Consider the following 22649-nt stretch of genomic DNA (forward strand, 5'->3'; position numbering starts at 1 on the left):
TAAAAGCAACAAACTGACCGCCAAAAACCTACATTTTCAAACCGCCATTTTCCAACATTTTTACGCCGCTATTGACAGTCAGAGTTTATTAAGCGATTAAACTCGCTTAATAGAGATGCAGAACTTGACCCTAACGAAGAAGTGAAAGATTATATTGACATTGAACACATTTTAGAAGAACTTAAATTCAATGTGAAATTTAATAAGCAGATGGATGGGAGTGGAAAGATTTCTGGAAATACCATCTTGATTGATAGTTCTGAAAATAAGGAACGACAACGATTCTCAATGGCACATGAGTTGGGTCACGCAATGCAGAATGTACGACATGCTAATCGTAATGATGATTCCAATGACTATTCAGTTGCTGATCGAAAAGATGAAGTGTTTGCGAATACGTTTGCGGCACAGTTTTTAATGCCAAAATCAATGGTCGTTCTTGAAGTTAACACGTCTATTAAGGAGAATAATTATGACCAAAGGCGACTAACTGATCAGAATGTAAAAAGTATTATCAGTGATGTTGCACGAAAATTAAAAGTATCAACGATGGCAATGAAGTATCGAATGGACAATTTGGGTATTTTTGTACCTGTTGAGGATAAGTGAGTGACCGTGAGCGATAACTATCAATCTAAAAACGATCTGTACAAAGCTGAGAACGTGTTTGATACTTTGAACATTGATTTGAAAATTACAAATACGGAATTTGATGACAATTTAATTTATTTGCTAAAAGGAATAGAAGTAGATTCTAGAGAGCATGACAGTGTTTTGCTCAAGGATTTACGTAGTCATCTAAAGAAAGCCTTTAGACAGTTTGAAATAAATCATACTTATACGGAAGATCACGTGTCCTGGTCTGTTTTCTACACGCTCAAGGAAATAATTGATCAAATAAATGATTGGATTCCAGTTGGGTATAAGACGGTCTATCGTGGACAACCTGGAAATTGGAAACTAAGACCTTCTCTATTCAGAAGTGGTCGTGGTGGCTATAGTAATGACTTCAGACGTAACTATGAGCAGATTTACAAATCAATTGCTCAGAAGTTTCCAGAGGATGTTGCCTACTTTCCGATTTCAGAAAAAGATAAAAGGGCAGCAAATCTGGCTGAATTACAACATTATGGTCTGGGAACGCCATTAGTAGATGTTAGCGAAAATCCATTTATATCTCTTTTATTTATGGTTGATGGCTATGATGGAACGGGAAATGAGCCTCAGCTTGATGTTTTCTTTGTGCGCGAGGATGGGAAGAATACCTTATTTCAAGAGGTAACAAAGCGTCAGCAAAATCGGCGTATTTCAGTTCAAAAAGGAGCTTTTCTGAATTTCGATAAGCTAGATTTGGACGAACTGTCTGGTCAAAAAAAGATTCCCAGAGTGTGTGTTAGCATACGTTATATTGAGAATCAAGTTGAATCGGATATAAGGGATGCTAACCTGCCAGATGGTGACAGTATCAATATGCCACGTGGGCCTCAAACCTTGGAAACGGCTGTTAACGATATCAGAGCGAAACTACAATCCTATTATTACCGTAGCGAAGATTTATTTCCAGACTTCTATATGTACCTGAAGGTGTTGAACATAAAGTATGCTGATGGTAATGAACGTAATCAAGATAAGAAGTGGTATCAGGTTAGTAAGAAGAATGATGATCTGGGTTAAGTAAACATACTAGGATTAGCTCCGTAAGACCATTTAATCTTAGTATGTTTTACTTGGATATGAGAATACCTCTCATATTTATTAAATTATTTTCTGGCATGAAGAGATTCTTGAGTCCACAATTTTGTTGAGATAACATCGGTTTTTAAAGATATGATAATAACCCACAATAACTATTTACATAGGAAATTTTAAATATACTCTTCCATTTTTAGCCGGTCAGTTGCTATACTAATTGATGTTCAACTACTAAATTTTTAGGGGAGAAAATTGATGAAATCACGTTTAGCGAAGTCATTGTATTTGGGTGCCGCTGTTCTGAGCTTCGGAGCAGTTGCCAACATGTCAACTACGGCAGATGCTGCTTCTAAGGCCACGATCGTTTCTAGTACTGCTATTCCTAATGGGAGTAAGAACGTTGAAGTTACGGGGACTAACGCCATCTACTCTAAGCCGGGAACGGTTAAGGGCGCAAAAGTTGTTGCTTCTAAGACTATGGTTAAGAAGTTAGCAGAATCTAAGAACTCAACGGACTACTTCCGGGCTTACCACATGAACGTTACGAACCGGGGAACGGTCTACTACAAGATTGTTTCTATGAACGGTAAATACCGTGGTTACATCTACGGTGGTAAGGTTCAAGGCACAATTGCTGATGGTATCAAGGTTGCTGAAACGACGAAGACGGCCACAGTGCCAACTCGGACAACTGGTTTTCACCTGAAGGATGTTAAAAAGAACACACTGTGGTCAGCGCCAAAGTATACGACTTATAAGGCACATAAGGTTAGCTTATACGGTTCTTCTAAGAAGGATACCTTCAAGGTAACTAAGGCTGAGACGAAGACCAAAGAAGGCTCGCTGTATTACTACGTGACGAGTACCTCTAATCCAAGTATCTCTGGCTGGGTCTTTGCAGGTGAAGGCTACAAGGATGCTTCCAGCAAGGACTTAGGTGGTTTGACCCTAACCACTGCTGAAGATGAAGCAACCAACGACAACAGTGTGAAGATTGTCTACCGTAATGGTTCAACTCAAGTTGGCACTGCTACTTGGATCACGACCACTGCCAAGACTAAGGCAGGAGACGTTGTTAACCCAACTGTAGCAGCTACAAAGCCAGCCGAGAGCAAGCCAGATACGAGCAAGACGCCAGCTAAAAAGTCTGCCGCGGTCGCTACTGTCAATGGTAATAGCGCCATTACGGCCAAGCCAATTACCCCAGCTAAGTCAAAGGAAGAAGTTAAATTACCAACTAACGTAGCTGGTATGACGTTGGCTGCCTTTATCTCTGGCTCAGCACCTAGTGGCTACAAGTTAGTTCAAGGCGAGTCAGCTGATACGCTAGCTAATGCGGCTACTTATGGGAACACAGTTTACGTTAACGTTGAACAGGCTGCTACTTCTAAGGTTCAATTGAAGGTCGGCGAAGTCAACGACAAGATTGATGGCGCAGAAGTTAAAGTTAGCGGCGCATTGAAGACCGGTAATGCCTTAGCAAGTGCCGATGTTAAGACGACCGTTGGTTTATCACCAGCAGGGATTTCGTTGCTCTCCGGTAAGAAGGGACAACAAATGACCACTAACTTGGCAGGTCTTTCAACGGAACTTGGTAAAGTTCAAATTACTGGTGCTAAGACCTTCTACGCTTCAAATGGCAAGGCTTACCACTACACGTTTACGTTTAGCAACAAGTACTTTACTGGTGACAACCGGCTAGCCGTTTTTGGTGGTAATGTGACTGCCAGCTTTGACGCGACCTTAACGGTTGGTGCCGTGGATAATACGTCTTCCAATAACAATTGGATGGCTTAGTTTCATCTAAGATGTGCTTCCAAACGAGGCCTTACTACAAGTGATCTAGTCATAAACCCCCTCAAGCCTGATTGCACTTGAGGGGGTTTAATTTGGGTTAAACTTCGATTGTGCTAAACACGTTAAAAGTGTGATTATCCCCGTCATATCGCTGTTTAAGGTAGGTTAAATTTGATTAAATACGCGTTATTCGAGTATTAGTTTGGTATACTAAAGGCCGTTATCGAATTATAACTTTATCTATTAAAAGGAGACATCGACTATGCAATCAAGATTAGCGAAATCACTTTATTTGGGTTTAGCTGCTCTGAGTTTTGGAGCCGTTGCAACGGTAGCCACAACTGCTAATGCAGCTAGCAAGGCTAAAGTTGTTTCCAGTAAAACACTGAAGACGGCTGGGACTAAACGTAATGTTCAGGCAACAGGGACGAGTGCTTTATATTCAAAGCCGGGCACTGTGAAAGGGGCTAAAGTCGTTGCATCTAAGGCGACAATGAAGAAGTTAGCAACTTCTAAGAAATCCACTGACTATTTCCGGGCCTACTCAGTCTCCGTAACCAATAGGGGAACTGTTTATTACAAGGTAGTTTCTATGAATGGAAAATATCGAGGGTACATTTACGGTGGTAAGAAGGCCACAACCTTTGCTGGTGGTATCAAGACGGCCACAACGACCAAGTCAGCAACGTTGCCTTCAAACACAACGGTTTACTTTGCCAAGGCTGGTACCAGTAACGTAACTTGGGATGCACCACAATATACGCAGTACAAGGCGTCTAAGCAGGTTAAGAATACGACCCCATTCGCTAATGATGCCTTGACCATCACTAAGGCTGCAACCAAGACCCGCGAAGGTTCTTTGTATTACTACGTGGAAGATGCTGCTAACCCATCCGTTAACGGTTGGATTTACGCAAAGGCCGTTACAACGACCAAGCCAACAGCTGATACCTTCAACGACAAGACTGACGTCAAAGTCAACTTCACGACGACTTCTGGAACAACGGTTAAGTCGACCACATTAGCTGATCTAAAGGCAGATGGTACGAGTGCCGTTTCAACGGCTACAGGGACTGCAGTGGGAACTGACGTGACGAGTAAGGCCACTAGTAGCTGGGGTAATGCCTTGCTGACTGGAACGGGGTATACTTACACGGCGACTGATTCAACTAACGTGGCGGCTCTGAAGGCAGCTAAGACGGGTGATACGATTAGTTTAGCTGTAGTAAAGAATGAAGACACAACGTCTAAAATCGCTTTTTATCAAACTAGTGGTAACGGTGACCTATCAGCTGCCGCGACCGAGTTAACAGCCTACAAAACAGGCGTAACGGCTGCTAGCAATACGGTCGTCTTCCCAACGGTTAGTGCTGCATTCACTGGTACTGAGGGGCTGACCTTTACGGCTGCTGATGTGACAAGTTACTTGAAGGGTGCAAGCCTGTCAACGCTGTACACACCGAATTACACGAAGTCCGGTTCTACGACTGAATACTACACAGAATACACATTGTCTAGCACGTTAGCTGGGACTTTTGGAAATACGACGAAAGCATTCTACACAGCTAGTGAAAAGACGGGGACGTCTCCTGCAAGTACCACTTCAAGTACCACTTCAAGTGCAACTACGGGCTCAAGTGACTACTTTACGAATAACTAACTAAACTTATCTAAAAAGAGTGGGATAAAAGGAGATTAGCTGGCGAGCATTACGGCTGATAACTGAATAATCCTGGGCTTAGATTATTTGGTTATCAGCCGTAAGCGGAGTCAGCTACCTTTTGTCCTACGTTTCAGTACTGTAAATTCGGAGATACCAAGGGCGTCTGGGGGAGTTACCTGGTTCCTTGCATTAACTGGTTTAGTTAGTTCACCGCACATTCAAAATAAGTTTAAACGATTCGGCAATTAACCATTATCTCAAACAATTAATAAACCCACTAACAAGTTGATTTCTTGTTAGTGGGTTTTAAAATTCAGTGAATGTCGTTCCCCATAGGTAAACGTAATTGCGCCGGGATGTCTTGCTGTGACAAGTTTAAGTGGCGACACAGCGTGGTGTATAAATCCTCAGCGTAAATGAATCTGTCTAAATTGGTCACATTCAGGCGTTGACAGAGAATCTGAATGACCGTGTTAGTTGCGGGCAATTGGGCGGCTTCCATTTGCCAGTAAGCCATTGGGGATATCCGATAGTAGAAGCTGGTAATCAGGAGCGGACACCACTCGATGCGTTTACGCACACAACGTAAAATATCCGCGTAACTGTTACGAGCAGCGGGGTCTTCCATCTTCACAACGGGGTGTTCCGTGGCGTACAGATCGCTGCTGGGCCATTGTAATTTGCTCTGACGCTGATACGTTTGTCCAGTAGCTTCTTTCGCGGTGATAATTTTGGTGATGGCTGCCTTTAAGTTTACGGCCATCCGAAAATTAGCAACTTGATCTGCAGTCATTTGGTAACAGTCGTAGATCAACGTTAGGGTGTCCGGGTTGGGTCGGGTGATGTGGCCCCGTTCCAATTCAAGTAAGTACCAGGTCGGCAGATCAACCATGGCTAAGATTTCGTCGGGCATCGCGCCAGGTGCTAAAATCAGTCGCATCTGACGGAGTGTTTCGCCCAACGGATGTCGATATTTTTGCATACGCACGTCGCCTCCTCATTACTTTGAGTATAGCAAGTTAACTAACGGATTGCATGAAATTCAGGTAACAATTTCGACTAGTTTTATGAGAAAAATCGAATAAAACTTATATTAATATATTTATAGTTCGTGATATTTTTAGCGATAGTTTCCACCAAAACCCATTAATATCCGCAAAATATAGCTAATACAGTGTAAAAATCAATTTTAAAAATCAGGCTGTCTTTCTTGCTATTATTCGGCTTTTGTGAGAATCTATAGCTGGGCAAACAAGGGGCCATGTTAAGTTATCACACACCTCAATCGTCCTGAGGAGGAGATAGTCGATGGCTAATTCGTTGACCCATGGTTTAACGACGGCGTATCAGGAAAAAGTTGAAGCGGAGCAGGCGGTTGATTTCACAGATTTACAGCCGGCAGATGTGAAAATATTTGTTCCTGGTGATCAAGTCGAGATTGATTGGTCGACGCTCTTGTATTTGAAAAATTATAGTTCTAGCGACCATGCCGAAGATACTGTCGTTTGGACAACGGCTGGTTTTTATCGCACTGAGCGAACACCCCGTGCACTGATTCAGTCGTTGAGTAAGTGTGCTGGGGTTGATTGGTTTGATTGCCACGTGGAGAAGGACTTTTTAAAGCTGACGAGTCCAACGCCATTTGTGCTAGGTGATCTGCTACTGTTTGCAACGGAACGCTCTCAATATGGCAAATACTATAGCTGGCTGAATGGCCACTATCTGCAGAGTGTCAACACAACTGCCCAAAAAGAGGAGAGCCGGATCTCCTTGACAGTTAGGATGGAGATGATTATCCGGGACTCGACCACCCGCCTGAGCAAGAGCTGGGATGATGTGCTTCAAGTACAGCGGTCGCGGCAACAATTGGTTGCGCAGTTCATGCAGACGCCACAAGCCGGTCCGATGATTGATCGGCCGGTTCGCGTGGCGGGTCTGACTTACTGCCAATATTTTGCCAAGCAATTATTAACCGCTTACATGAAGAAAACCCAGCACAATGCAGCCAGGGTAGTCGATGAAGAGGCCCTCTGGCAAGTTTTACGGGACGATCAACGTGGCACGGAGCCGCCGCTCGATTCCTAACGAATCCCCGTTAAACCAAGGCTGGCACCATTAAATATAAGTGATATAATAGCAAATTTGGCCAAGATGTGATTTGTTTATAATATAGTCGGTTATCTATGATAGGATAATTGGGGAGGTCACTTAGTCGCTGTGACAATCAGCCATTAAGCGGCCAATATGTATGATGACTATGTTAAAGACGAACTGGCAACCGCGGCATGGGTGTCAGTGGTCACGAGGAGGAAGAGTGTCATGATGGAAGCCAATAAACTGGCCGTGGACGTGGAGCGAATCCACCAACTGAATTCGCTGCTACGACCCTTTATTAAACGGCCCAGCACTGGAGATGCAATTACGTTTGAGCAGTACCGCATCTTACACGAGCTTGCGTCTGAGAAAATCAGCACGAGCGAACTGTCTCGTCGCCTAAACGTTGGGCAATCGATGGTCTCTATTCAGATCAGTCGACTGTTGAACGGGGGGTTCATTCAAGATGAAACGTTGCCAACCGACCGACGGTATCACGTTTTCCAGATTACGCCGCGGGGACGGCGTGTTGAAGAACACGTCAGTGACGTGCTGTCTGATGAACTACCGGCATTAATGCGGCAACTGGCAGATATTATTGAGACGTCGGCGGAGTAGAGTTCACAGCACACAACCTGATTGTGTCGCAGTACACCATCAGTGGTGATGCGTGTGAAAAATGGCGAACGGGCCTGGGATGAAGTTGTCTCAGGCCCGTTCGTTATGTGATAAGGTTTAAAATGAAACAAATTGTGACCATGCAGGCTGACCTTTGTTCCTACAATAGTGTCAGCTGAAGCCCTAAAACGGACTATAATTAAATAGCCGAAATGGATTAATTAGACAATATTGTCACTGGTTAGTGTATTGCGTTAAGGTAACTCTCCCATTGAACAGATGAGCGCAACTATTAATAATTAATAACAAAACAATCAGCATCCACAAAGGAATGCTGATCGTTTAAACCATGATAAGAATTATTCAGCCGCTTCAAGTGGTTCTTCTTCGACTGGTTCTTTCAGGGGCTTACCTGCGGCGTCGACTAGTTGTAGTTCGCTTTGCCGAATCACAACAAGGTCGCCGAATGAATCGATCTTATCGGTTTCCTTCTTGTTCAGTTGTTCAGGCTCAACCTTAACTAGCGCGGAGTGTTCGTAGATCTTGGTGATAGTGCCGTAAAAAGAGTCAGAGAAAAGTTCAGTTTTTTCACAAAACACCCGATTATTTTCGTGCAATGCCATAAGCAATCGTCCCCCATAAAAGTAATTTATAACAGAGTAAAGGTCGAGTGCCGAAATGTCAAGCAAATTTCGCAAAAAAAGCCAAACTGGTTAAAAGAATTTGCTAATTAGTTAATAAGTTAACGACTTAATGCCGCAACTGGTCAATTCGTGACTGCGTGGTGAAGGTCTGCAAAAGTTCGGCTTGCTTGGCGACTTGTGCAGAAAAGCTCGTCAGGAAGTCCAAGTCGAGGTCGGTGAGCGGCCGTTGTTGCTGTGCATCTGTCAGCAGAGCATTCAGGTCGACAGACAGTTGACGGTTGCTGGCTAGAATCCGCGTGAAGGCATCAGTAGCCGTTAAGCCAGTCGCTGCTGGTGCGTTAACACTGACTGGTTTGGTAACTGCGACAGTTGCGGTTGGTACTGGCGTCGTAGCAATCGGCGCGGTAGCCGGTGTATTGACAGGAGTTTCCGTGTTGGCGTCAAAGTAGTAATAGACTTCACGGGGTTTCAATGCGGCCTTCTTGATGCGCCGGTCGATCGATGGCGCGGCAGAGACGGCACCCATAACAACTGAGGATGCAAAGCCTAAGGCGCCTAGCATTTGGCGAAGCTTAACTGCTCGGATACCACGGATACCGGGAAATTTAGTTGCGGAAACGACTTCCGTTTCTTGATCGTCCTGTAACCACGTTATGATTTGTTGCCGAATTTTTGCTGCCTGACTATTTTTGGTATTTGCCATGTCAGTGCCTCCATTGTATTAATTATTATCCAATTAATAATTGAATCTTCTAGTTATTAATATTGCGGCATTTCTACCGGAAGTGCAAGGCAAAACATTCAGAAATCAGTTAAAATTCGGCGAGTTTTGGCCGGCCCTAATTTTTTCTAAGCAAGTATGGTACAATCAAAGTACATAGAGGACTTAATTCTGGTGATACCAAACGAAACGTGGTTTGGTGAGGCTGACATCACTGTGCGCATTTTTAGCTGATCATGGGTTTAACGGACCGTGGTTGTCGAAAGTCGCGGCGGTTGCCCTAAATCTTTGATCGCTTAAATGACGATATTGAGGGAGGGGCGCGCTGGCGGCTCTTCCTTTTTGTTTTAATTGCCACGCACCAGTAAAAGTTTTAACCAATTTAGGAGTGAACAATTTTGCATATATTTAGAGATGAAACTGGGATTCGCCTGGTCGTTTCCCACCAACTCGGCCACTACGCCGTTCGTTTTGCGGATTATGCGCCAGAACAAGAATTCGTCAATTACGAACTCACGCGTGATCGGCATGGCCGTTATCATCTGACCATTGAGAAAACGAACTTAACCGAACTCGATCAACCCGTTTTCAAGAAGGAATTGGTCTTCGGCGACTTGGGCGATAGCTTGACACCAATCAAGGGCGTCACGTTGATGTTAATCTAATGACTTGAGAAGAAGCACTGAGGCATAACGCCACGGTGCTTTTTATTTTGGCCGCCAATAGCGGGGTAACGGCTTTGGCGACACTAAGAAAAGTAATGTCGGACCGTTTGACTTGCTAAATGTAACTGTGAGTATTACAGTATAACCGTAAACTAAAACGAAACGAGGGATTTTTGATGACAAATGTTGTTATTTTAGGTGCTAACGGGAATATTGCCAAGTTAGCAACGATCCAATTGCTAGAGGATTCGGAGAACCACTTAACGTTGTTCCTCCGTAATGCCAAGCGGTTAGCTAATGCTGCCAGTGATCGCGTCGATGTTGTCGATGGCGATGCCAGCAAGTCGGCCGACATTGAGGCAGCGATTAAGGGAGCCGACGTTGTGTACGCCAACTTAGCTGGTCACAACATCGAAGCTGAAGCCAAGGCGGTTGTGACTGCCATGGATGCTGTCCAGATCAAGCGCCTGATTTGGATTTCTACGTTAGGAATTTATGACGAAGTGCCTGGCAAGTACGGGGAGTGGAACCACTCTATGCTGGATGGTGGCTACTTGGAGACTTACGCGGCCGCTGCCAAGGTCATTGAAGCGTCCGACCTGGATTACACGATCATTCGTCCAGCTTGGCTCACCAATCATGATGAGGTGGCTTATGAGACGACACACAAGGGTGAGGCCTTCAAGGGGACCGAAGTCTCGCGGAAGAGCATTGCGGCGTTGGTCACGAGCCTGGTAGCCGATCCAACACAAGCCGTCCATGACTCCCTAGGGGTCAACAAGCCGAATACCGATGGTGACAAGCCGGCCTGGTATTAAAAACTAGGATAAAAAGTTTTCTTCATATAAACGCCTGAACTCCGGCATTCGACCGTTGTCTGCCGCAAATCGACCGGACAAAAAGGGTGCAATTCGAGCCATTTCGCGGTATAACTATGGTGTGCGTGAGAAGAACTCCGCATAGGCTCGGGGGAGTAAAATCTTAATTTTGGAATCAATTTTACTACGCTCATTCTGTGAAACTTTTCCTCCAAACAAGAACCCATGGATTTGCCGGAAATTGATTCATACGTTGCGGAAATATCGTTAGCGGTCTTTTATCGCCAGCGGTATTTTTTTTGCAAAAAAATTATGGCGACGGTCAGTAGACCATGGTATGAGCGGGATTTGGATACTAGTCGAACCTGCGAGATCAAGCATGTTCAAAAATGAGCAAAAAAGTTTGGCATTTCTATTGCAAACGCTTACAGGTCATGTTACTATTATGTTGCGGAAAGGAATTAAGAGTTGTGATTCAAAGCTCCAGTTGATCTAGTTGATACAATGTTAATGAAACCGATTTCCGTTTTGAACGTAAGTTAGGTTTTACTAGTAAGTAGCACCGAGAAACTGAAAGATTTAGGACAACTCCGATAAACCTTCTAACGAACTCTGGTAAGATTCAAGTATCAGGTTTCTGGTAGCAAGACAATTGAATAGTGTTTTAGCTTAGTGCTTCACGTAAGCATACTTGTTTTAAGACTTGTAAACAGTTCCAGGTAGTAGCTAGAGCTCGGATGTTGCGTTAGCATGGTCGCACAAGGATTTTAAAAAGAATCGTTAAAGTGTCGATCAGTTGAGGTAATGAAGGAATTAAGATTTTGGAAACGTGCTGAAACGACAGTCTGAAATTACTCAGAATGAAAAAACGGCTGTGTCAGTCAGTGGGAATATCTAGTTATGAGGCGATTAAGAATTAAAATGATTACGAAACGGAAATTTAGTAATCACAACCTCCTTTCCGAGAGTTAGCGGACTTCAAGTGAGTTGTCATCCCATACTTGAAGCCCGTTTTTATGGCGTAAGGAGTCTTAGTCGTTCGGGTCAACCAAGTTAGTTTCCATTTTGAATAGGATTACTTTGATAACCGTTCGGTCACCACCGAAGCGGGCTGGTAGGGCTACCAGCAACCGTTTAGGGGTCGGCCGACGGGGATTATTTTCAAAGGTAAATCCTTTTAGCAAATAAAGTGGGAAATTTGATTGCTTACGGACCGGTCGGCATTTTGACAACCATTAACACCCGCAATGTTCGGAAATAGAGTTTTTACGATTTTCTTAAATCGACCATTTACAGGCCGGTTCGGAAAAGGTATATTATTACTAGACCGAAAAAATATTGGGGAGGTTTAATTCTCAATATTGACCTAAGGAGTGAGAAATGGTGGCCTTTCATCGCATCTTCGTGATTGATTTTGCTAGCTTGGGTCTGGGGGAAGCTCCAGACGCAAATCGCTTTCAATCGGTAGGCGCTGACACGCTGGGTCATGTGGCGGTTAGTTGGGCTGATAAACTAAATCTTCCAACATTACAGCAGTTAGGTCTTGGTAATATTCGGATTGACCATCCATTGCCCGGGATTGACCCCGTGGAAACTCCAACCGGGTTCTTCGGCCGCCTGCACGTGAGCGCGCAGACCAATCGGCGGGCAACCGGACTTCGTGAGATGTGGGACTACAACGGTGCCACCCGAACGGAGAGTGTCTTCGATACCTTGCCGGCTGCTGGCTACACGGTCACGGTTGCTGGACCGTTTCTAAGTTACTTGGAAACGCAGTCCTTAGCAGAGCGTGTTCAACTGGGAGCCAACAAGGATGCGTTTCGTATCCTATATGACCGTCTTTCTCAGCCAGAGTCTGGATTGACCTACGTGCTTTTACCGGAGTTCCGTTTCGCCGGTGAGCACCAGAATACGCAAGCGTTTGGAGAAGCGCTGATGTTAGCGGATCGCTACTTGGCGCAGCTCATGCACGACATGGGCGCCAATGACTTACTAATTATTACCGCGACGCATGCCGACGATCCAACCATTGCCGTCACGCCGACCCGCGAGTACTTGCCGCTACTGGCGTACTCCCCGTCGCGACCGAGTACCCATGCGTTGGGCATTCGGCGGACGCTAGCCGATGTCGGGGCAACGGTATTGGAAAACTTCGGCTTGGCGGGACACGCGGCCGGACATAGTTTTTTGAATGAAATTACGCAATAGGACGTAACCTTGAAAGGGGGTGGGTAAGCATCAGTCTCAGGGGGTAACCGTTGGGTTGCAAAGGTCAGCGCACATCAGGAACCGATTCATCAATTATTCACCGCTTAATTTCACCATTCCCTGGTGGCCGCTGAAATCCAACTGTTACGAACTGCTATCGTTCGTAACAGAAGTTATGCACTACATAATTTCTGCATCAACATCGAGTCAACTTTTGTATGACAAACGGCCATACATCAAAGAATAATATCGGAAAGAGGTATTTTGACCAATGCTAGTCGCAGTCAATATTTTAGGGGTAATTGTTTACCTCGCAATCGCTTTCTTGTTCTCAAAGGACAAGAAAAAAATCAACTGGAAGTCAACTGCCATTGTCTTAGTTCTTAACTTAGTCTTGGCTTGGTTCTTCACTAGTTTCTCTCTTGGACAAGACATCGTTAAGGGTGCCGCTGATGGGTTCAACTGGTTAGTCCAAGTTGCCTACCAAGGGATCGTCTTCGCCTTACCTAACTGGGTAACGCCTGACTTTGGTGGTACTGCTAAGTCAATGAACTTCGTTACCAGTTCATTGCTGCCAATCTTATTAGTTGTTCCAATGTTCGATATCTTAACTTACATCGGGGTATTGCCTTGGATCATCAAGTGGGTTGGTCGTGGCCTTTCCTTCATTACTGGTCAACCTAAGTTCGAATCATTCTTCTCTGTTGAAATGATGTTCTTAGGTAACACTGAAGCCTTAGCCGTTTCACAATTACAATTAAAGAGCATGCGTAAGGAACGTAACTTGACCCTTGCCATGATGTCCATGTCATGTATCACTGCTTCCATTCTGGGTGCATATACTCAAATGGTTCCTGGTCAATTCGTATTGACGGCCGTTCCAATTAACATCTTGAACGCCATCATCGTGACCAACATGTTGAACCCTGTTGAAATCAGCCCTGAAGAAGATACCATTGCTAAAGTTGGTGGCTCAAGTGCCGCTGCTGTTGAAGACGGTGACGTTGAAGACGATGGCAAGAAGGAACCATTCTTCTCATTCTTGGGTGACTCTATCATGGGTGCCGGTCGTTTGATCTTAATCATCGCTGCTAACGTTATCGCTTTCGTTGCCTTAGCTGCTTTGATTGACAAGTTGCTTGGTTTGTTCAACCCATGGTTATCCTTGGAACATATCTTAGGGATCATCATGTTCCCATTTGCTTGGTTAATGGGTCTGAACGTTCACGACGCCTTCGGTTTTGCACAGTACATGGGTACTAAGTTGGTTACGAATGAATTCGTTGTTATGGGTAAGATTTCTTCAACAATCAACACGAACGCATTCTCAGATCACTACCGTGCCATCTTGACTGTCTTCTTGACTTCATTCGCTAACTTCTCAACTACTGGGATGATTATCGGTTGTTTCAAGGGTATCGTCGACCGTGAAAACAACGAACTTATTTCTAAGAACGTTGGCTACATGTTACTTTCTGGGATCTTGGTTTCCTTGCTTTCTGCCGGGATCGTTGGTTTGTTCGTTTGGTAAAATGAGTACTCGCAGGTAACTGTGGGTTTTAAAATTGATAGCCCAGGGGCGTTTGCTTCCTGGGCTATCTGTGTCAAAAAATGCGGAACTGCCTCAAGCTGAGGTAGGCTGCGATGGCCACTTCACTGGTGGCTAGCGGCTGACGGGATAACCCGTTCGGTCCGTACGGGTGCCGACCTTCCTTGGGGGAGTGAAACCCAGCCGGGTGTTTGAGACCATTCGGTTGCAAAGCCCGTGAAGTCTGTGCGTCGAGAATTGGCGCACCGAAAGATAGGGATTTTTATGGATAAGCAACAAACGCAGGTGGACTTAGCCAATGGTATGACGCTAAGAGAAGCGCTGCGACATAAGGATGTCGTCCGCAACGAACTGATCGCAGGTGTGACTGGCTTCTTCGCCATTTCATACATTATCATCGTGAACCCGTTGATTCTTAAAGACGCCGGGATTCCGACCGATTTAAGTGTCTTTGCTACCATCTTTTCGTCCGTGATCGGCTGTTTGATTATGGCCTTCTGGGCGAACGCACCAGTCATCTTGACTCCCGGAATGGGCGTCAACGCCTTCTTCACGTACACGATCGTCGTGAATATGGGCTTGAGTTGGCAAGAAGCGTTGGGAATTGCGGCGGTCGCCAGTTTCATTTACATGCTGATCGCCTTTACTAAGATTTCCACGATTCTTTCCGAGGCCATTCCGGAGTCGTTAAAGAGTGGAATAACTGCGGGGATTGGGCTCTTCCTGGTCGAAATCGGCCTGGAAAAAGCGGGCCTGATCGTTGCCGGAAAGTCCTCCCTGATTGTCCTGGGAGATTTGACTAAACCAACGCCATTACTGGCACTCTTTGGTTTAGTGCTTAGCTTGATTCTGTTCATCCGGAAGATTAAGGGGAACTTCTTCATCGCGATTATCGCGACGAGTTTGTTAGCCTTCTTCTTGGGGGTGAAGGATGCCGACACACCAACCGTTGACTTGGCACGGCTGGGTCAATATCACAAGATTGTCTTCCAAAACGACTTCTCCAATTGGTTGACCACGCCCTTTATTCTCGCCGCCTTCTCAATGACCATGATTTTGGTCTTTGAGTCGATGGGCCTGTTACAGGGGTTGTTGCCCGATCAGAAGAAGTTCAAGAAGACCTTCGAAGGTAGTTCGGTGACCACATTCTTGTCGAGTTTCTTAGGGACCAGTCCTACTGTGGCTGCTGCCGAAAGTGCCTCGGGGATTGAAAGTGGGGGTCGGACGGGAATCATGGCATTAACTGCCGCAGTTCTCTTCGCCTTATCACTGATTTTCGTGCCACTGCTGGCATATGTCCCATCTGCCGCCATCGCGCCCGTCATTATTATTACCGGTGCGTTGATGATGGCTGCCATTGGTAACATTAAGATGGCTGATTTCTCTGAATGGTTCCCAGCTTTTCTGATCATTGTGCTGATTCCGTTCACGAACAGTATTTCGACCGGGCTAGCGTTTGGCTTCGTTTGCTACCCGATTATGAAGCTGGCCTTGGGCAAAGGAAAAGAATTGCCCTGGCCAGTGTACTTGTTAGGTGTTTTGTTCCTACTCGACTTGGTCTTCAGTGCCATGCTCTAGTAGGAGCTTGACCAAGGGTTAAACGTAAGCGGTTACTGACCGCACTAAAAATTGAATTCATTTCATTGGGAGGAAATTAACATGACTATTAAAATTCTTATGGATACAGACCCAGGTATTGACGATGCAGCTGCTTTGACAATGGCAATCAACGATCCTAACATCGACTTGAAGTTGATCACCACGGTTGCTGGTAATGTTACTGTCGACAAGACCACCATCAACGCCTTGAAGATCGTTCGCTTCTTTAACCAGGACATTCCAGTTGCTGCTGGTGCTGAACAACCATTGTTCAAGGACTTCGAAGACGCAGCCCGGATTCACGGGGCTTCAGGGATGCCTGGCTACGAATTTCCAACTGACTTACCAACGCCACTGCACAAGACGGCCGTTGAAGCCTTACATGATGAAATCATGGCTAGTGCTGACCCAATCACGTTGGTCCCAACCGGTTCATACACGAACATTGCGTTGCTCTTCTCAGAATACCCAGAAGTTAAGAGCCACATCGACCGGATCGTTGCCATGGGTGGTGCTTTAGGCAAGGGTAACATGACCAGTGCTGCTGAATTCAACGTCTTCACCGACCCAGATGCAGCCGCTATCGTTTACAAGTCCGGTATTCCAATCGTTATGGTTGGCTTGGACATTACGATGAAGGCGCTCTTGACACATGACAGTATCCAAGAGTTACCAAAGATCAGCGAAACTGGGAAGATGCTGCATGACATCATCATTAACGATGGTGACAACAGTGACGCCGGTATCGCGATGCATGATGTGAACACTATCTTCTACCTACTTCACCCAGAAGCAATCAAGACGGAAGACATGTGGATCGATGTTGTGACTGATGGCCCAGCTATTGGGGAAACGGTTGGTGACATCCGTGGTGCTTACCATGATGGCAAGACCAACGCCAAGGTTTCCGTCGACATCGACGCCGCAGCCTTCAACAAGTGGTTCCTTGAAGAAGTTCGGGCGATTAAGAACTAGGCTCGCGCTTAAGCTATAAAATTTAAAATTAAGTCGCTCGCACTAGCAATGGTGGGGGCGATTTTTTTGTGGTTACTGGGCCAGTTAACTTCAAATTTCGAACAAACAACTGCTTACGATGAAGCTTGCCAAAACGGGCAGACATAAAGGAAGTCGGCCGTATATAGAAACCTTTACAAGTTCTGAAAGAATTCAATACAGAAATAATACATGGATTTGCTATGATGAGCGTATATCAAGGGGAAGAGGATGATCGTATGTCTGCCATGGATACGGATACGTTGATCTTACTTATTATTACTTGGTTACCGATGTTATGGTTTTCCCGACCACCTAAGCACCCATAATAAATCTTCTGGCGGGCCGAACTGTGATTCGGTTACTAGGGACGGTTGAAATAGTGTTGCGGTTCCGCTGGGGGCTGTGGCGCTATTTTGTTTAGGCCAGAGGTGAATTAACAAGTTTGGTGAAGCTGGGGATCGCTCGGTACGCGAATGCTTGAAGCCGTCCCTTGCTCATCCTTTGCGGAAACTTTACAAGATGTTGACGCAGACCACACCAATAATTTACAAAACTTCGCTATGCTAGAACTAACTTAGTGATAGTAGGGTTTAACTGTCGCCGGGTGGACCGTTCCCGGGGACCGTGATTTTATTTGATGGGGGCAACGGGGGCATGAATAAATTTACAATTGTTCATTTATCAGATCCACAATTAACGGCACCGGCGCAGTCACCGCAGTATCATCAACAGGTTGCGCCGATTACCAAGTTACAACGTATTTTTGACGATATCATCGCGCATCGGGTAGAACCGGACTTGATTGTGGTGAGTGGTGACCTTTTACAGGGCGGAACTAGCAGTGATTATGCGCGGCTTCACACGTATTTTGAACAACAATCACAGCGCGTTGGGGCTCCCATTCAGGTAATCTTGGGCGATCAGGATGATCGAGAAGCCTTCAATATCGGATACTTAGAGCAAAAACATCAGCCCTATTACGCCTACAAGCAGGTGTACCAAAACATGGACTTTTACTTTCTGGATTCTAAATGGGAACCCAATAAAGAAGCTGGTTGGTTAGAGCGTGAACAGCTCGACTGGCTGAATAAGAATCTCCATTTGGCGCCGCGGCGACGGGCCTTCATTTTTCTACATCATCCGTTGGATACGCCGGCATTACGGGGGATGCGCTACGCCATTTTACAAAATAACCGGGAGCTCTTGGCGATTCTGCACGGACACAACATTGGGGGCATCTTCACCGGTCACCTGCACTTTGGTGTCAGTTACCTGGTGGATAATTCAATTCCAGTTACCTGCGTGGGGTCGGCGACGACGTATATTGACTGTCAAGACCTGCACCACCACGAAGTTCATGATGGCGTGAGCTATAACATTATTACTATCCAACGCGGAATGGCCAGTGTCACCAGTCATCCGCTCTTCCTCGGTCAGCCGGTCATTGATACGATCACCATTGGCAATACTGGCTTTGCCAAACACCGCCCCAGGCTAACCGGCCAACACCGCACCAACGATAGCGTCCCATTCTAAAAATGACAAATGACGTCATGGTCACCAGTTTATCTGCGGTGACGGTGACGTTTTTTAATGCTATCTGAAAGTTAACTAAAATATTTGCGGTATTACGCTTGCAACAGTGAGAATTGTCACCACTAAATTAGTGGGCGCTGGTCGCACTCCGGCTGTCAGAAATTCCGCTTGCTGTGGGCAGCCAAAGAACGGGCTTCCGGCTCGTCTGAAAGCCGCCAAAATCAGGCGTCTCCCAGGTCGTCCCACGATGTAAGCCGATGACTGGACACTGTTGCTTGATTTTAGTCGCAATATCGTTAGTATAACAAGTCTAACAAGCGTTTTTGAACTTTCAACCTTACGTGCCAGTCGGAAGTTTACAAGCCAGTTTTGTCGCCATTTAGGTTAACTCCGGAATAAGCGTTTCATGTGACGCCGGTTTTCGGTATAATAGGAAACGACGTCACAGCGAAAATAATCGCACCCCGAAGGTCACAACCCGTGGTGGTTCGGTTGCGTTTCGCTAGTAAGTAAGGTAAAGTATAATCAAACGTGAAACAATTGTGTTTCACAGAAGTGAACTGGGAGAGTGTGTATGAATCCAGAAGAGTTTCGTGCCGCGCTAGCCACGCAAGGCATCCAATTAACCACAACACAGGAACAACAATTCGCTGACTATTATCATTTTTTAGTTGCGACCAACGAACATGTTAATTTAACCACGATTACCGCGGAGCCCGATGTCTACTTGAAGCATTTCTACGACTCGTTGACCCCTGCTTTTTACGTGCCTACCATGCGTACAGAGCCTCTCAGCATCTGTGACGTGGGTGCTGGGGCCGGGTTCCCATCATTACCGCTCAAAATCGTCTTTCCACAGCTCCAAGTGACCATCGTCGATTCGCTGAATAAGCGCATCACGTTCTTAAATGACCTCGCCGCCAAGCTTAATTTGACTGGTGTAGCCTTCCATCACGCACGGGCCGAAGAATTTGGTGGCAAGCGAGCCGAAACGCGCGAAAGCTACGACTTAGTCTTGGCCCGGGCCGTGGCCCGTATGTCCGTGTTGAGCGAACTGTGCCTGCCACTTGCTAAGGTTGGCGGTCAATTCGTTGCCTTGAAGGCGGCCCAAACTGAAAATGAGCTGGCAGTCAGTCAAACAGCGATCACCACACTGGGCGGTAAGCTCAAAGCGGATGAGGCCTTCAATCTGCCAGTATCCAACGACCCACGGCACATCGTGGTCATCGATAAAGTGCGCAAGACGCCCAAGCGATATCCGCGTAAAGCCGGCACACCCAACCGGGAGCCGTTAGAAGATTAATGGGATGGGGGTAAGATAATTGCCATTTTCATTATTTGGAAATAATCGGGAAAAGGCCACACAACCGGCACATCCCGTGAAACAAAACGTGGTGATGATTCCGGTTGCCCAGATCATTCCCAACCGGTTCCAACCACGGCAACGGTTTGACCCAACCGCCATCGCGGAGTTGGCTCAGACCATTGAAGAACACGGCCTCCTGCAGCCTATCGTGTTACGGGAGTACGAGCCGGATCATTACGAAATTATTGCTGGTGAGCGGCGATTCCGGGCCATTTCTAGCCTCAAATGGGAAACGGTACCCGCCATTATTGAGGTCATGAATGACGATGAAACGGCGTCCATGGCCTTGATTGAAAATCTGCAACGCGAGGAACTTTCCGCCGTTGAAGAGGCACACGCCTACCGTCAGCTAATGGACTTGAACCACATGACGCAGGCCCAACTGGCCGAGGGGATTGGTAAGAGTCAGGGATTCGTGGCCAATAAGCTGCGCCTTCTCAAGCTCAGTGAACCGGTGCGCAACGCCATTTTAAATCGCCAGATCAGTGAACGGCATGGCCGCGCGTTGTTGGCAGTTCCGGCAGAACAGCAGGCCGAATTCGTCAAAAAGATCGTTCATGATAAATTGACGGTCAAGGAGACCGAAGCACTGATCACTAAACAACAGAAACCTAAGAAACACCGGCGCAAAGTTACCAAGCACGGCGTTTCCGGCGATACCCGCGTGGCGGTAAACACTATTCGGCAATCAGTCAAGATGGTGACCGATGCCGGAATGGCGCTGACCACAAAGGAAGAAGAGACCCCAAACGGTTATCGCATCACAATTGACATTCCAAAAGAAAGCTAGAGGTGAAACGACATATGGGCTATATCATTGCTTTGGCCAACCAAAAGGGCGGCGTGGGTAAAACCACGACCGGTGTTAATCTGGGAGCTGCATTGGCGAGTGCCGGCAAACAAGTTTTGCTGGTCGATACCGATGCCCAGGGGAACGCAACCAGTGGGGTTGGTATTCAAAAGGCCACCATTGAACGGGAAGTTTACGACGTTTTGGTCAACGAAACGCCGATTCAAGAGGCCATTATACACACGGAACACCCGGGATTGGATATCGTTCCCGCAACCATCCAACTTTCCGGGGCTGAAATCGAGTTAACGCCAATGATGGCACGGGAAACGCGCTTGAAGGCTGCGTTGGATGAAGTTCGCGACAACTACGACTACATTCTGATTGATTGTCCGCCTTCGTTAGGCTTACTGACGATCAACGCGTTTACGGCTGCCGATTCTATTTTGATTCCCGTTCAGAGCGAATACTACGCGCTGGAAGGGCTGACGCAATTGTTGAATACGGTCAAGCTGGTTCAAAAACACTTTAACCGCGACCTGAAGATCGAGGGCGTGTTGTTGACGTTGTATGACGCCCGCACGAACCTAGGCAAGCAGGTCAACGAAGAAGTGAAGAAGTATTTCCAAAACAAGGTTTACGCCACGATTATTCCGCGCAACGTTCAGTTAGCGGAGGCACCGAGTCACGGCATGCCAATTATTGATTATGCGCCGAAGTCTAAGGGCGCCGAAGTTTACACCGAACTCGCAAAGGAAGTGCTAGCTGCCCATGGCAAGTAAGAAAGAGAAAAGTTTAGGTCGGGGAATTGATGCGCTGTTTGCTGAAAATGGCGTGGACGCCGGTGAAGAGACCGTCGTTGACTTGACGTTAGCCGACATTCGGCCTAACCCGTATCAACCCCGGCAAAAGTTTGATACGAAAGGGTTGAATGATTTGGCGGCTTCCATCGAGAAGACTGGGGTCTTTCAACCAATTATCGTCCGTCAACCTGATAAACAGATTCAACGTTACGAGATTCTTGCTGGTGAACGGCGTTTCCGGGCGTCTAAGATTGCCGGAAAGAGTACCATTCCGGGCATTATCCGGGAGGTTACTGAAGAACAAATGATGGAAATTGCGGTCCTAGAAAATCTACAACGAGAAGACCTGACGCCTTTAGAAGAAGCCGAGGCCTACGATACGTTGATGACCAAGTTAACGTTGACCCAAGCACAAGTGTCCGAACGATTAGGCAAGAGTCGGCCATACATCGCCAACTACCTGCGTTTGCTCGGCCTGCCGAAAGCCGTTAAGGACATGCTACAACGCAACGAACTGTCCATGGGACAAGCGCGGACGTTGCTCTCCTTGAAGGATAAGACCAAGCTGGTTGCTTTAGCAAAACGGGCTGTTAGCGAAGGCATGACTGTCCGGGCCGTTGAAGCCGAGGTCAACAAGCTCAACGGGGCTGCTAAGAAACTTGCTAAGAAGCCGGCCAAGAAGAAGTCGCCATTCCTTCGGTCAACTGAAAACCAGTTGCAGGAACACTTCGGCACTCAGGTTTCTATCAATGAAGGTAATAAGGATCATCAAGGTCATATCGAGATCGAATATCTATCAAATGATGATCTGAACCGTATCTTGGACTTGCTGAACATTCAGTCGGACTAAGGACCGGCCGTCAGCCCTGAAGGAGGACCTGCCATGTATGATTTAGGTGATTTGGTTGAAATGAAGAAGCCGCACCCTTGTGGCACGAACCGCTGGGAGATTACCCGGATGGGTGCGGACATCAAGATTAAGTGTACGAATTGCGGTCACGTGGTCATGTTGTCACGCCGCGAGTTTGAAAAGAAATTAAAAAAGGTATTGGTGCATCAAACCGATGCCGATAAATAGAAAGAGTGAATA

General features: G+C 46.3%; 21 protein-coding genes. 18 read left to right on the forward strand and 3 right to left on the reverse strand.

The window, feature by feature from the left end:
* Nucleotides 1-141: 141 nt before the first annotated feature.
* From EKM89_RS04885 to EKM89_RS14355, 4 genes are all read left to right on the forward strand, one after another.
* Nucleotides 142-609 (forward strand): ImmA/IrrE family metallo-endopeptidase, encoded by a 468-nt coding sequence (locus EKM89_RS04885; protein WP_125686230.1) that lies wholly within the window; start codon nt 142-144, stop codon nt 607-609.
* On the forward strand, nt 610-1674 hold the full coding sequence (locus EKM89_RS04890) for an FRG domain-containing protein (protein WP_125686232.1): 1065 nt from the start codon (nt 610-612) through the stop codon (nt 1672-1674).
* Nucleotides 1675-1947: 273 nt separating this feature from the next.
* Nucleotides 1948-3489 carry an S-layer protein gene (locus tag EKM89_RS04895; protein ID WP_125686234.1) on the forward strand — a complete coding sequence of 514 codons (1542 nt, stop codon included), beginning with the start codon at nt 1948-1950 and terminating at the stop codon, nt 3487-3489.
* Nucleotides 3490-3751: 262 nt separating this feature from the next.
* Nucleotides 3752-5149: a hypothetical protein gene (locus EKM89_RS14355; protein ID WP_125686236.1), complete on the forward strand. Its 1398-nt coding sequence runs from the start codon at nt 3752-3754 to the stop codon at nt 5147-5149.
* A gap of 316 nt (nt 5150-5465) precedes the next feature.
* Here the strand turns inward: EKM89_RS14355 and EKM89_RS04905 are convergent, their stop codons facing one another.
* Nucleotides 5466-6134 (reverse strand): hypothetical protein, encoded by a 669-nt coding sequence (locus tag EKM89_RS04905; protein WP_125686238.1) that lies wholly within the window; start codon nt 6132-6134, stop codon nt 5466-5468.
* Nucleotides 6135-6460: 326 nt separating this feature from the next.
* Between EKM89_RS04905 and EKM89_RS04910 the strand changes: the two genes are divergently transcribed.
* The gene (locus EKM89_RS04910) at nt 6461-7237 is read left to right on the forward strand and encodes a hypothetical protein (RefSeq protein ID WP_125686240.1); all 777 of its coding nucleotides are present in this window, start codon (nt 6461-6463) and stop codon (nt 7235-7237) included.
* A 234-nt stretch (nt 7238-7471) separates the two neighbouring features.
* On the forward strand, nt 7472-7864 hold the full coding sequence (locus EKM89_RS04915) for a MarR family winged helix-turn-helix transcriptional regulator (protein ID WP_125686242.1): 393 nt from the start codon (nt 7472-7474) through the stop codon (nt 7862-7864).
* Between the two features lie 359 nt (nt 7865-8223).
* Here EKM89_RS04915 and EKM89_RS04920 read toward each other — a convergent pair whose 3' ends face one another.
* Nucleotides 8224-8487: a hypothetical protein gene (locus EKM89_RS04920; protein ID WP_125686244.1), complete on the reverse strand. Its 264-nt coding sequence runs from the start codon at nt 8485-8487 to the stop codon at nt 8224-8226.
* A gap of 127 nt (nt 8488-8614) precedes the next feature.
* Nucleotides 8615-9211: a hypothetical protein gene (locus EKM89_RS04925; protein WP_125686246.1), complete on the reverse strand. Its 597-nt coding sequence runs from the start codon at nt 9209-9211 to the stop codon at nt 8615-8617.
* 416 nt (nt 9212-9627) lie between these two features.
* Here EKM89_RS04925 and EKM89_RS04930 point away from each other — a divergent pair, with 416 nt between their 5' ends.
* The 12 genes from EKM89_RS04930 (at nt 9628) to EKM89_RS04985 (ending at nt 22637) form a co-directional block, all read left to right on the forward strand.
* Complete coding sequence (locus EKM89_RS04930) at nt 9628-9894, forward strand: hypothetical protein (RefSeq protein WP_125686248.1); 267 nt, start codon at nt 9628-9630, stop codon at nt 9892-9894.
* A 176-nt stretch (nt 9895-10070) separates the two neighbouring features.
* The gene (locus tag EKM89_RS04935; protein ID WP_125686250.1) at nt 10071-10712 is read left to right on the forward strand and encodes an SDR family oxidoreductase; all 642 of its coding nucleotides are present in this window, start codon (nt 10071-10073) and stop codon (nt 10710-10712) included.
* Nucleotides 10713-12092: 1380 nt separating this feature from the next.
* The gene (locus EKM89_RS04940) at nt 12093-12920 is read left to right on the forward strand and encodes an alkaline phosphatase family protein (RefSeq protein WP_225421815.1); all 828 of its coding nucleotides are present in this window, start codon (nt 12093-12095) and stop codon (nt 12918-12920) included.
* Nucleotides 12921-13191: 271 nt separating this feature from the next.
* Entirely contained in the window at nt 13192-14451 is a 1260-nt protein-coding gene (locus EKM89_RS04945; RefSeq protein WP_125686255.1) for a NupC/NupG family nucleoside CNT transporter, read from the forward strand.
* Between the two features lie 282 nt (nt 14452-14733).
* Nucleotides 14734-16047, forward strand: a complete 1314-nt coding sequence (locus tag EKM89_RS04950) for an NCS2 family permease (RefSeq protein ID WP_125686257.1) — start codon at nt 14734-14736, stop codon at nt 16045-16047.
* 81 nt (nt 16048-16128) lie between these two features.
* The gene (gene rihC, locus EKM89_RS04955; RefSeq protein WP_125686259.1) at nt 16129-17043 is read left to right on the forward strand and encodes a ribonucleoside hydrolase RihC; all 915 of its coding nucleotides are present in this window, start codon (nt 16129-16131) and stop codon (nt 17041-17043) included.
* A 675-nt stretch (nt 17044-17718) separates the two neighbouring features.
* A complete protein-coding gene (locus tag EKM89_RS04960; protein ID WP_125686261.1) occupies nt 17719-18600 on the forward strand; it encodes a metallophosphoesterase family protein in 882 nt (293 codons plus the stop codon).
* Between the two features lie 574 nt (nt 18601-19174).
* Entirely contained in the window at nt 19175-19903 is a 729-nt protein-coding gene (gene rsmG, locus EKM89_RS04965) for a 16S rRNA (guanine(527)-N(7))-methyltransferase RsmG (protein ID WP_125686263.1), read from the forward strand.
* A gap of 19 nt (nt 19904-19922) precedes the next feature.
* Nucleotides 19923-20756 (forward strand): nucleoid occlusion protein, encoded by an 834-nt coding sequence (gene noc, locus EKM89_RS04970; protein WP_125686265.1) that lies wholly within the window; start codon nt 19923-19925, stop codon nt 20754-20756.
* 14 nt (nt 20757-20770) lie between these two features.
* Nucleotides 20771-21538 (forward strand): ParA family protein, encoded by a 768-nt coding sequence (locus EKM89_RS04975; protein WP_125686267.1) that lies wholly within the window; start codon nt 20771-20773, stop codon nt 21536-21538.
* Complete coding sequence (locus EKM89_RS04980) at nt 21528-22409, forward strand: ParB/RepB/Spo0J family partition protein (protein ID WP_125686269.1); 882 nt, start codon at nt 21528-21530, stop codon at nt 22407-22409. Before EKM89_RS04975 ends, EKM89_RS04980 begins: the two co-directional genes overlap by 11 nt.
* A gap of 33 nt (nt 22410-22442) precedes the next feature.
* Nucleotides 22443-22637 (forward strand): DUF951 domain-containing protein, encoded by a 195-nt coding sequence (locus EKM89_RS04985; RefSeq protein ID WP_125686271.1) that lies wholly within the window; start codon nt 22443-22445, stop codon nt 22635-22637.
* Nucleotides 22638-22649: the final 12 nt, after the last annotated feature.

The sequence above is a fragment of the Levilactobacillus fujinensis genome (genome assembly GCF_003946335.1).
In the GTDB taxonomy this organism is placed as follows: domain Bacteria; phylum Bacillota; class Bacilli; order Lactobacillales; family Lactobacillaceae; genus Levilactobacillus; species Levilactobacillus fujinensis.

What these genes read in the sequence shown, in the direction of transcription:
- EKM89_RS04980 (WP_125686269.1), top strand. Translation starts at nt 21,528, where the DNA reads ATGGCAAGTAAGAAAGAGAAAAGTTTAGGTCGGGGAATTGATGCGCTG.
- EKM89_RS04960 (WP_125686261.1), top strand. Translation starts at nt 17,719, where the DNA reads ATGAATAAATTTACAATTGTTCATTTATCAGATCCACAATTAACGGCA.
- EKM89_RS14355 (WP_125686236.1), top strand. Translation starts at nt 3,752, where the DNA reads ATGCAATCAAGATTAGCGAAATCACTTTATTTGGGTTTAGCTGCTCTG.
- EKM89_RS04925 (WP_125686246.1), bottom strand. Translation starts at nt 9,211, where the DNA reads ATGGCAAATACCAAAAATAGTCAGGCAGCAAAAATTCGGCAACAAATC.
- EKM89_RS04940 (WP_225421815.1), top strand. Translation starts at nt 12,093, where the DNA reads ATGGTGGCCTTTCATCGCATCTTCGTGATTGATTTTGCTAGCTTGGGT.
- rihC (WP_125686259.1), top strand. Translation starts at nt 16,129, where the DNA reads ATGACTATTAAAATTCTTATGGATACAGACCCAGGTATTGACGATGCA.
- EKM89_RS04935 (WP_125686250.1), top strand. Translation starts at nt 10,071, where the DNA reads ATGACAAATGTTGTTATTTTAGGTGCTAACGGGAATATTGCCAAGTTA.
- EKM89_RS04985 (WP_125686271.1), top strand. Translation starts at nt 22,443, where the DNA reads ATGTATGATTTAGGTGATTTGGTTGAAATGAAGAAGCCGCACCCTTGT.
- rsmG (WP_125686263.1), top strand. Translation starts at nt 19,175, where the DNA reads ATGAATCCAGAAGAGTTTCGTGCCGCGCTAGCCACGCAAGGCATCCAA.
- EKM89_RS04945 (WP_125686255.1), top strand. Translation starts at nt 13,192, where the DNA reads ATGCTAGTCGCAGTCAATATTTTAGGGGTAATTGTTTACCTCGCAATC.
- EKM89_RS04950 (WP_125686257.1), top strand. Translation starts at nt 14,734, where the DNA reads ATGGATAAGCAACAAACGCAGGTGGACTTAGCCAATGGTATGACGCTA.
- EKM89_RS04915 (WP_125686242.1), top strand. Translation starts at nt 7,472, where the DNA reads ATGATGGAAGCCAATAAACTGGCCGTGGACGTGGAGCGAATCCACCAA.
- EKM89_RS04975 (WP_125686267.1), top strand. Translation starts at nt 20,771, where the DNA reads ATGGGCTATATCATTGCTTTGGCCAACCAAAAGGGCGGCGTGGGTAAA.
- EKM89_RS04895 (WP_125686234.1), top strand. Translation starts at nt 1,948, where the DNA reads ATGAAATCACGTTTAGCGAAGTCATTGTATTTGGGTGCCGCTGTTCTG.
- EKM89_RS04910 (WP_125686240.1), top strand. Translation starts at nt 6,461, where the DNA reads ATGGCTAATTCGTTGACCCATGGTTTAACGACGGCGTATCAGGAAAAA.
- EKM89_RS04920 (WP_125686244.1), bottom strand. Translation starts at nt 8,487, where the DNA reads ATGGCATTGCACGAAAATAATCGGGTGTTTTGTGAAAAAACTGAACTT.
- EKM89_RS04905 (WP_125686238.1), bottom strand. Translation starts at nt 6,134, where the DNA reads ATGCAAAAATATCGACATCCGTTGGGCGAAACACTCCGTCAGATGCGA.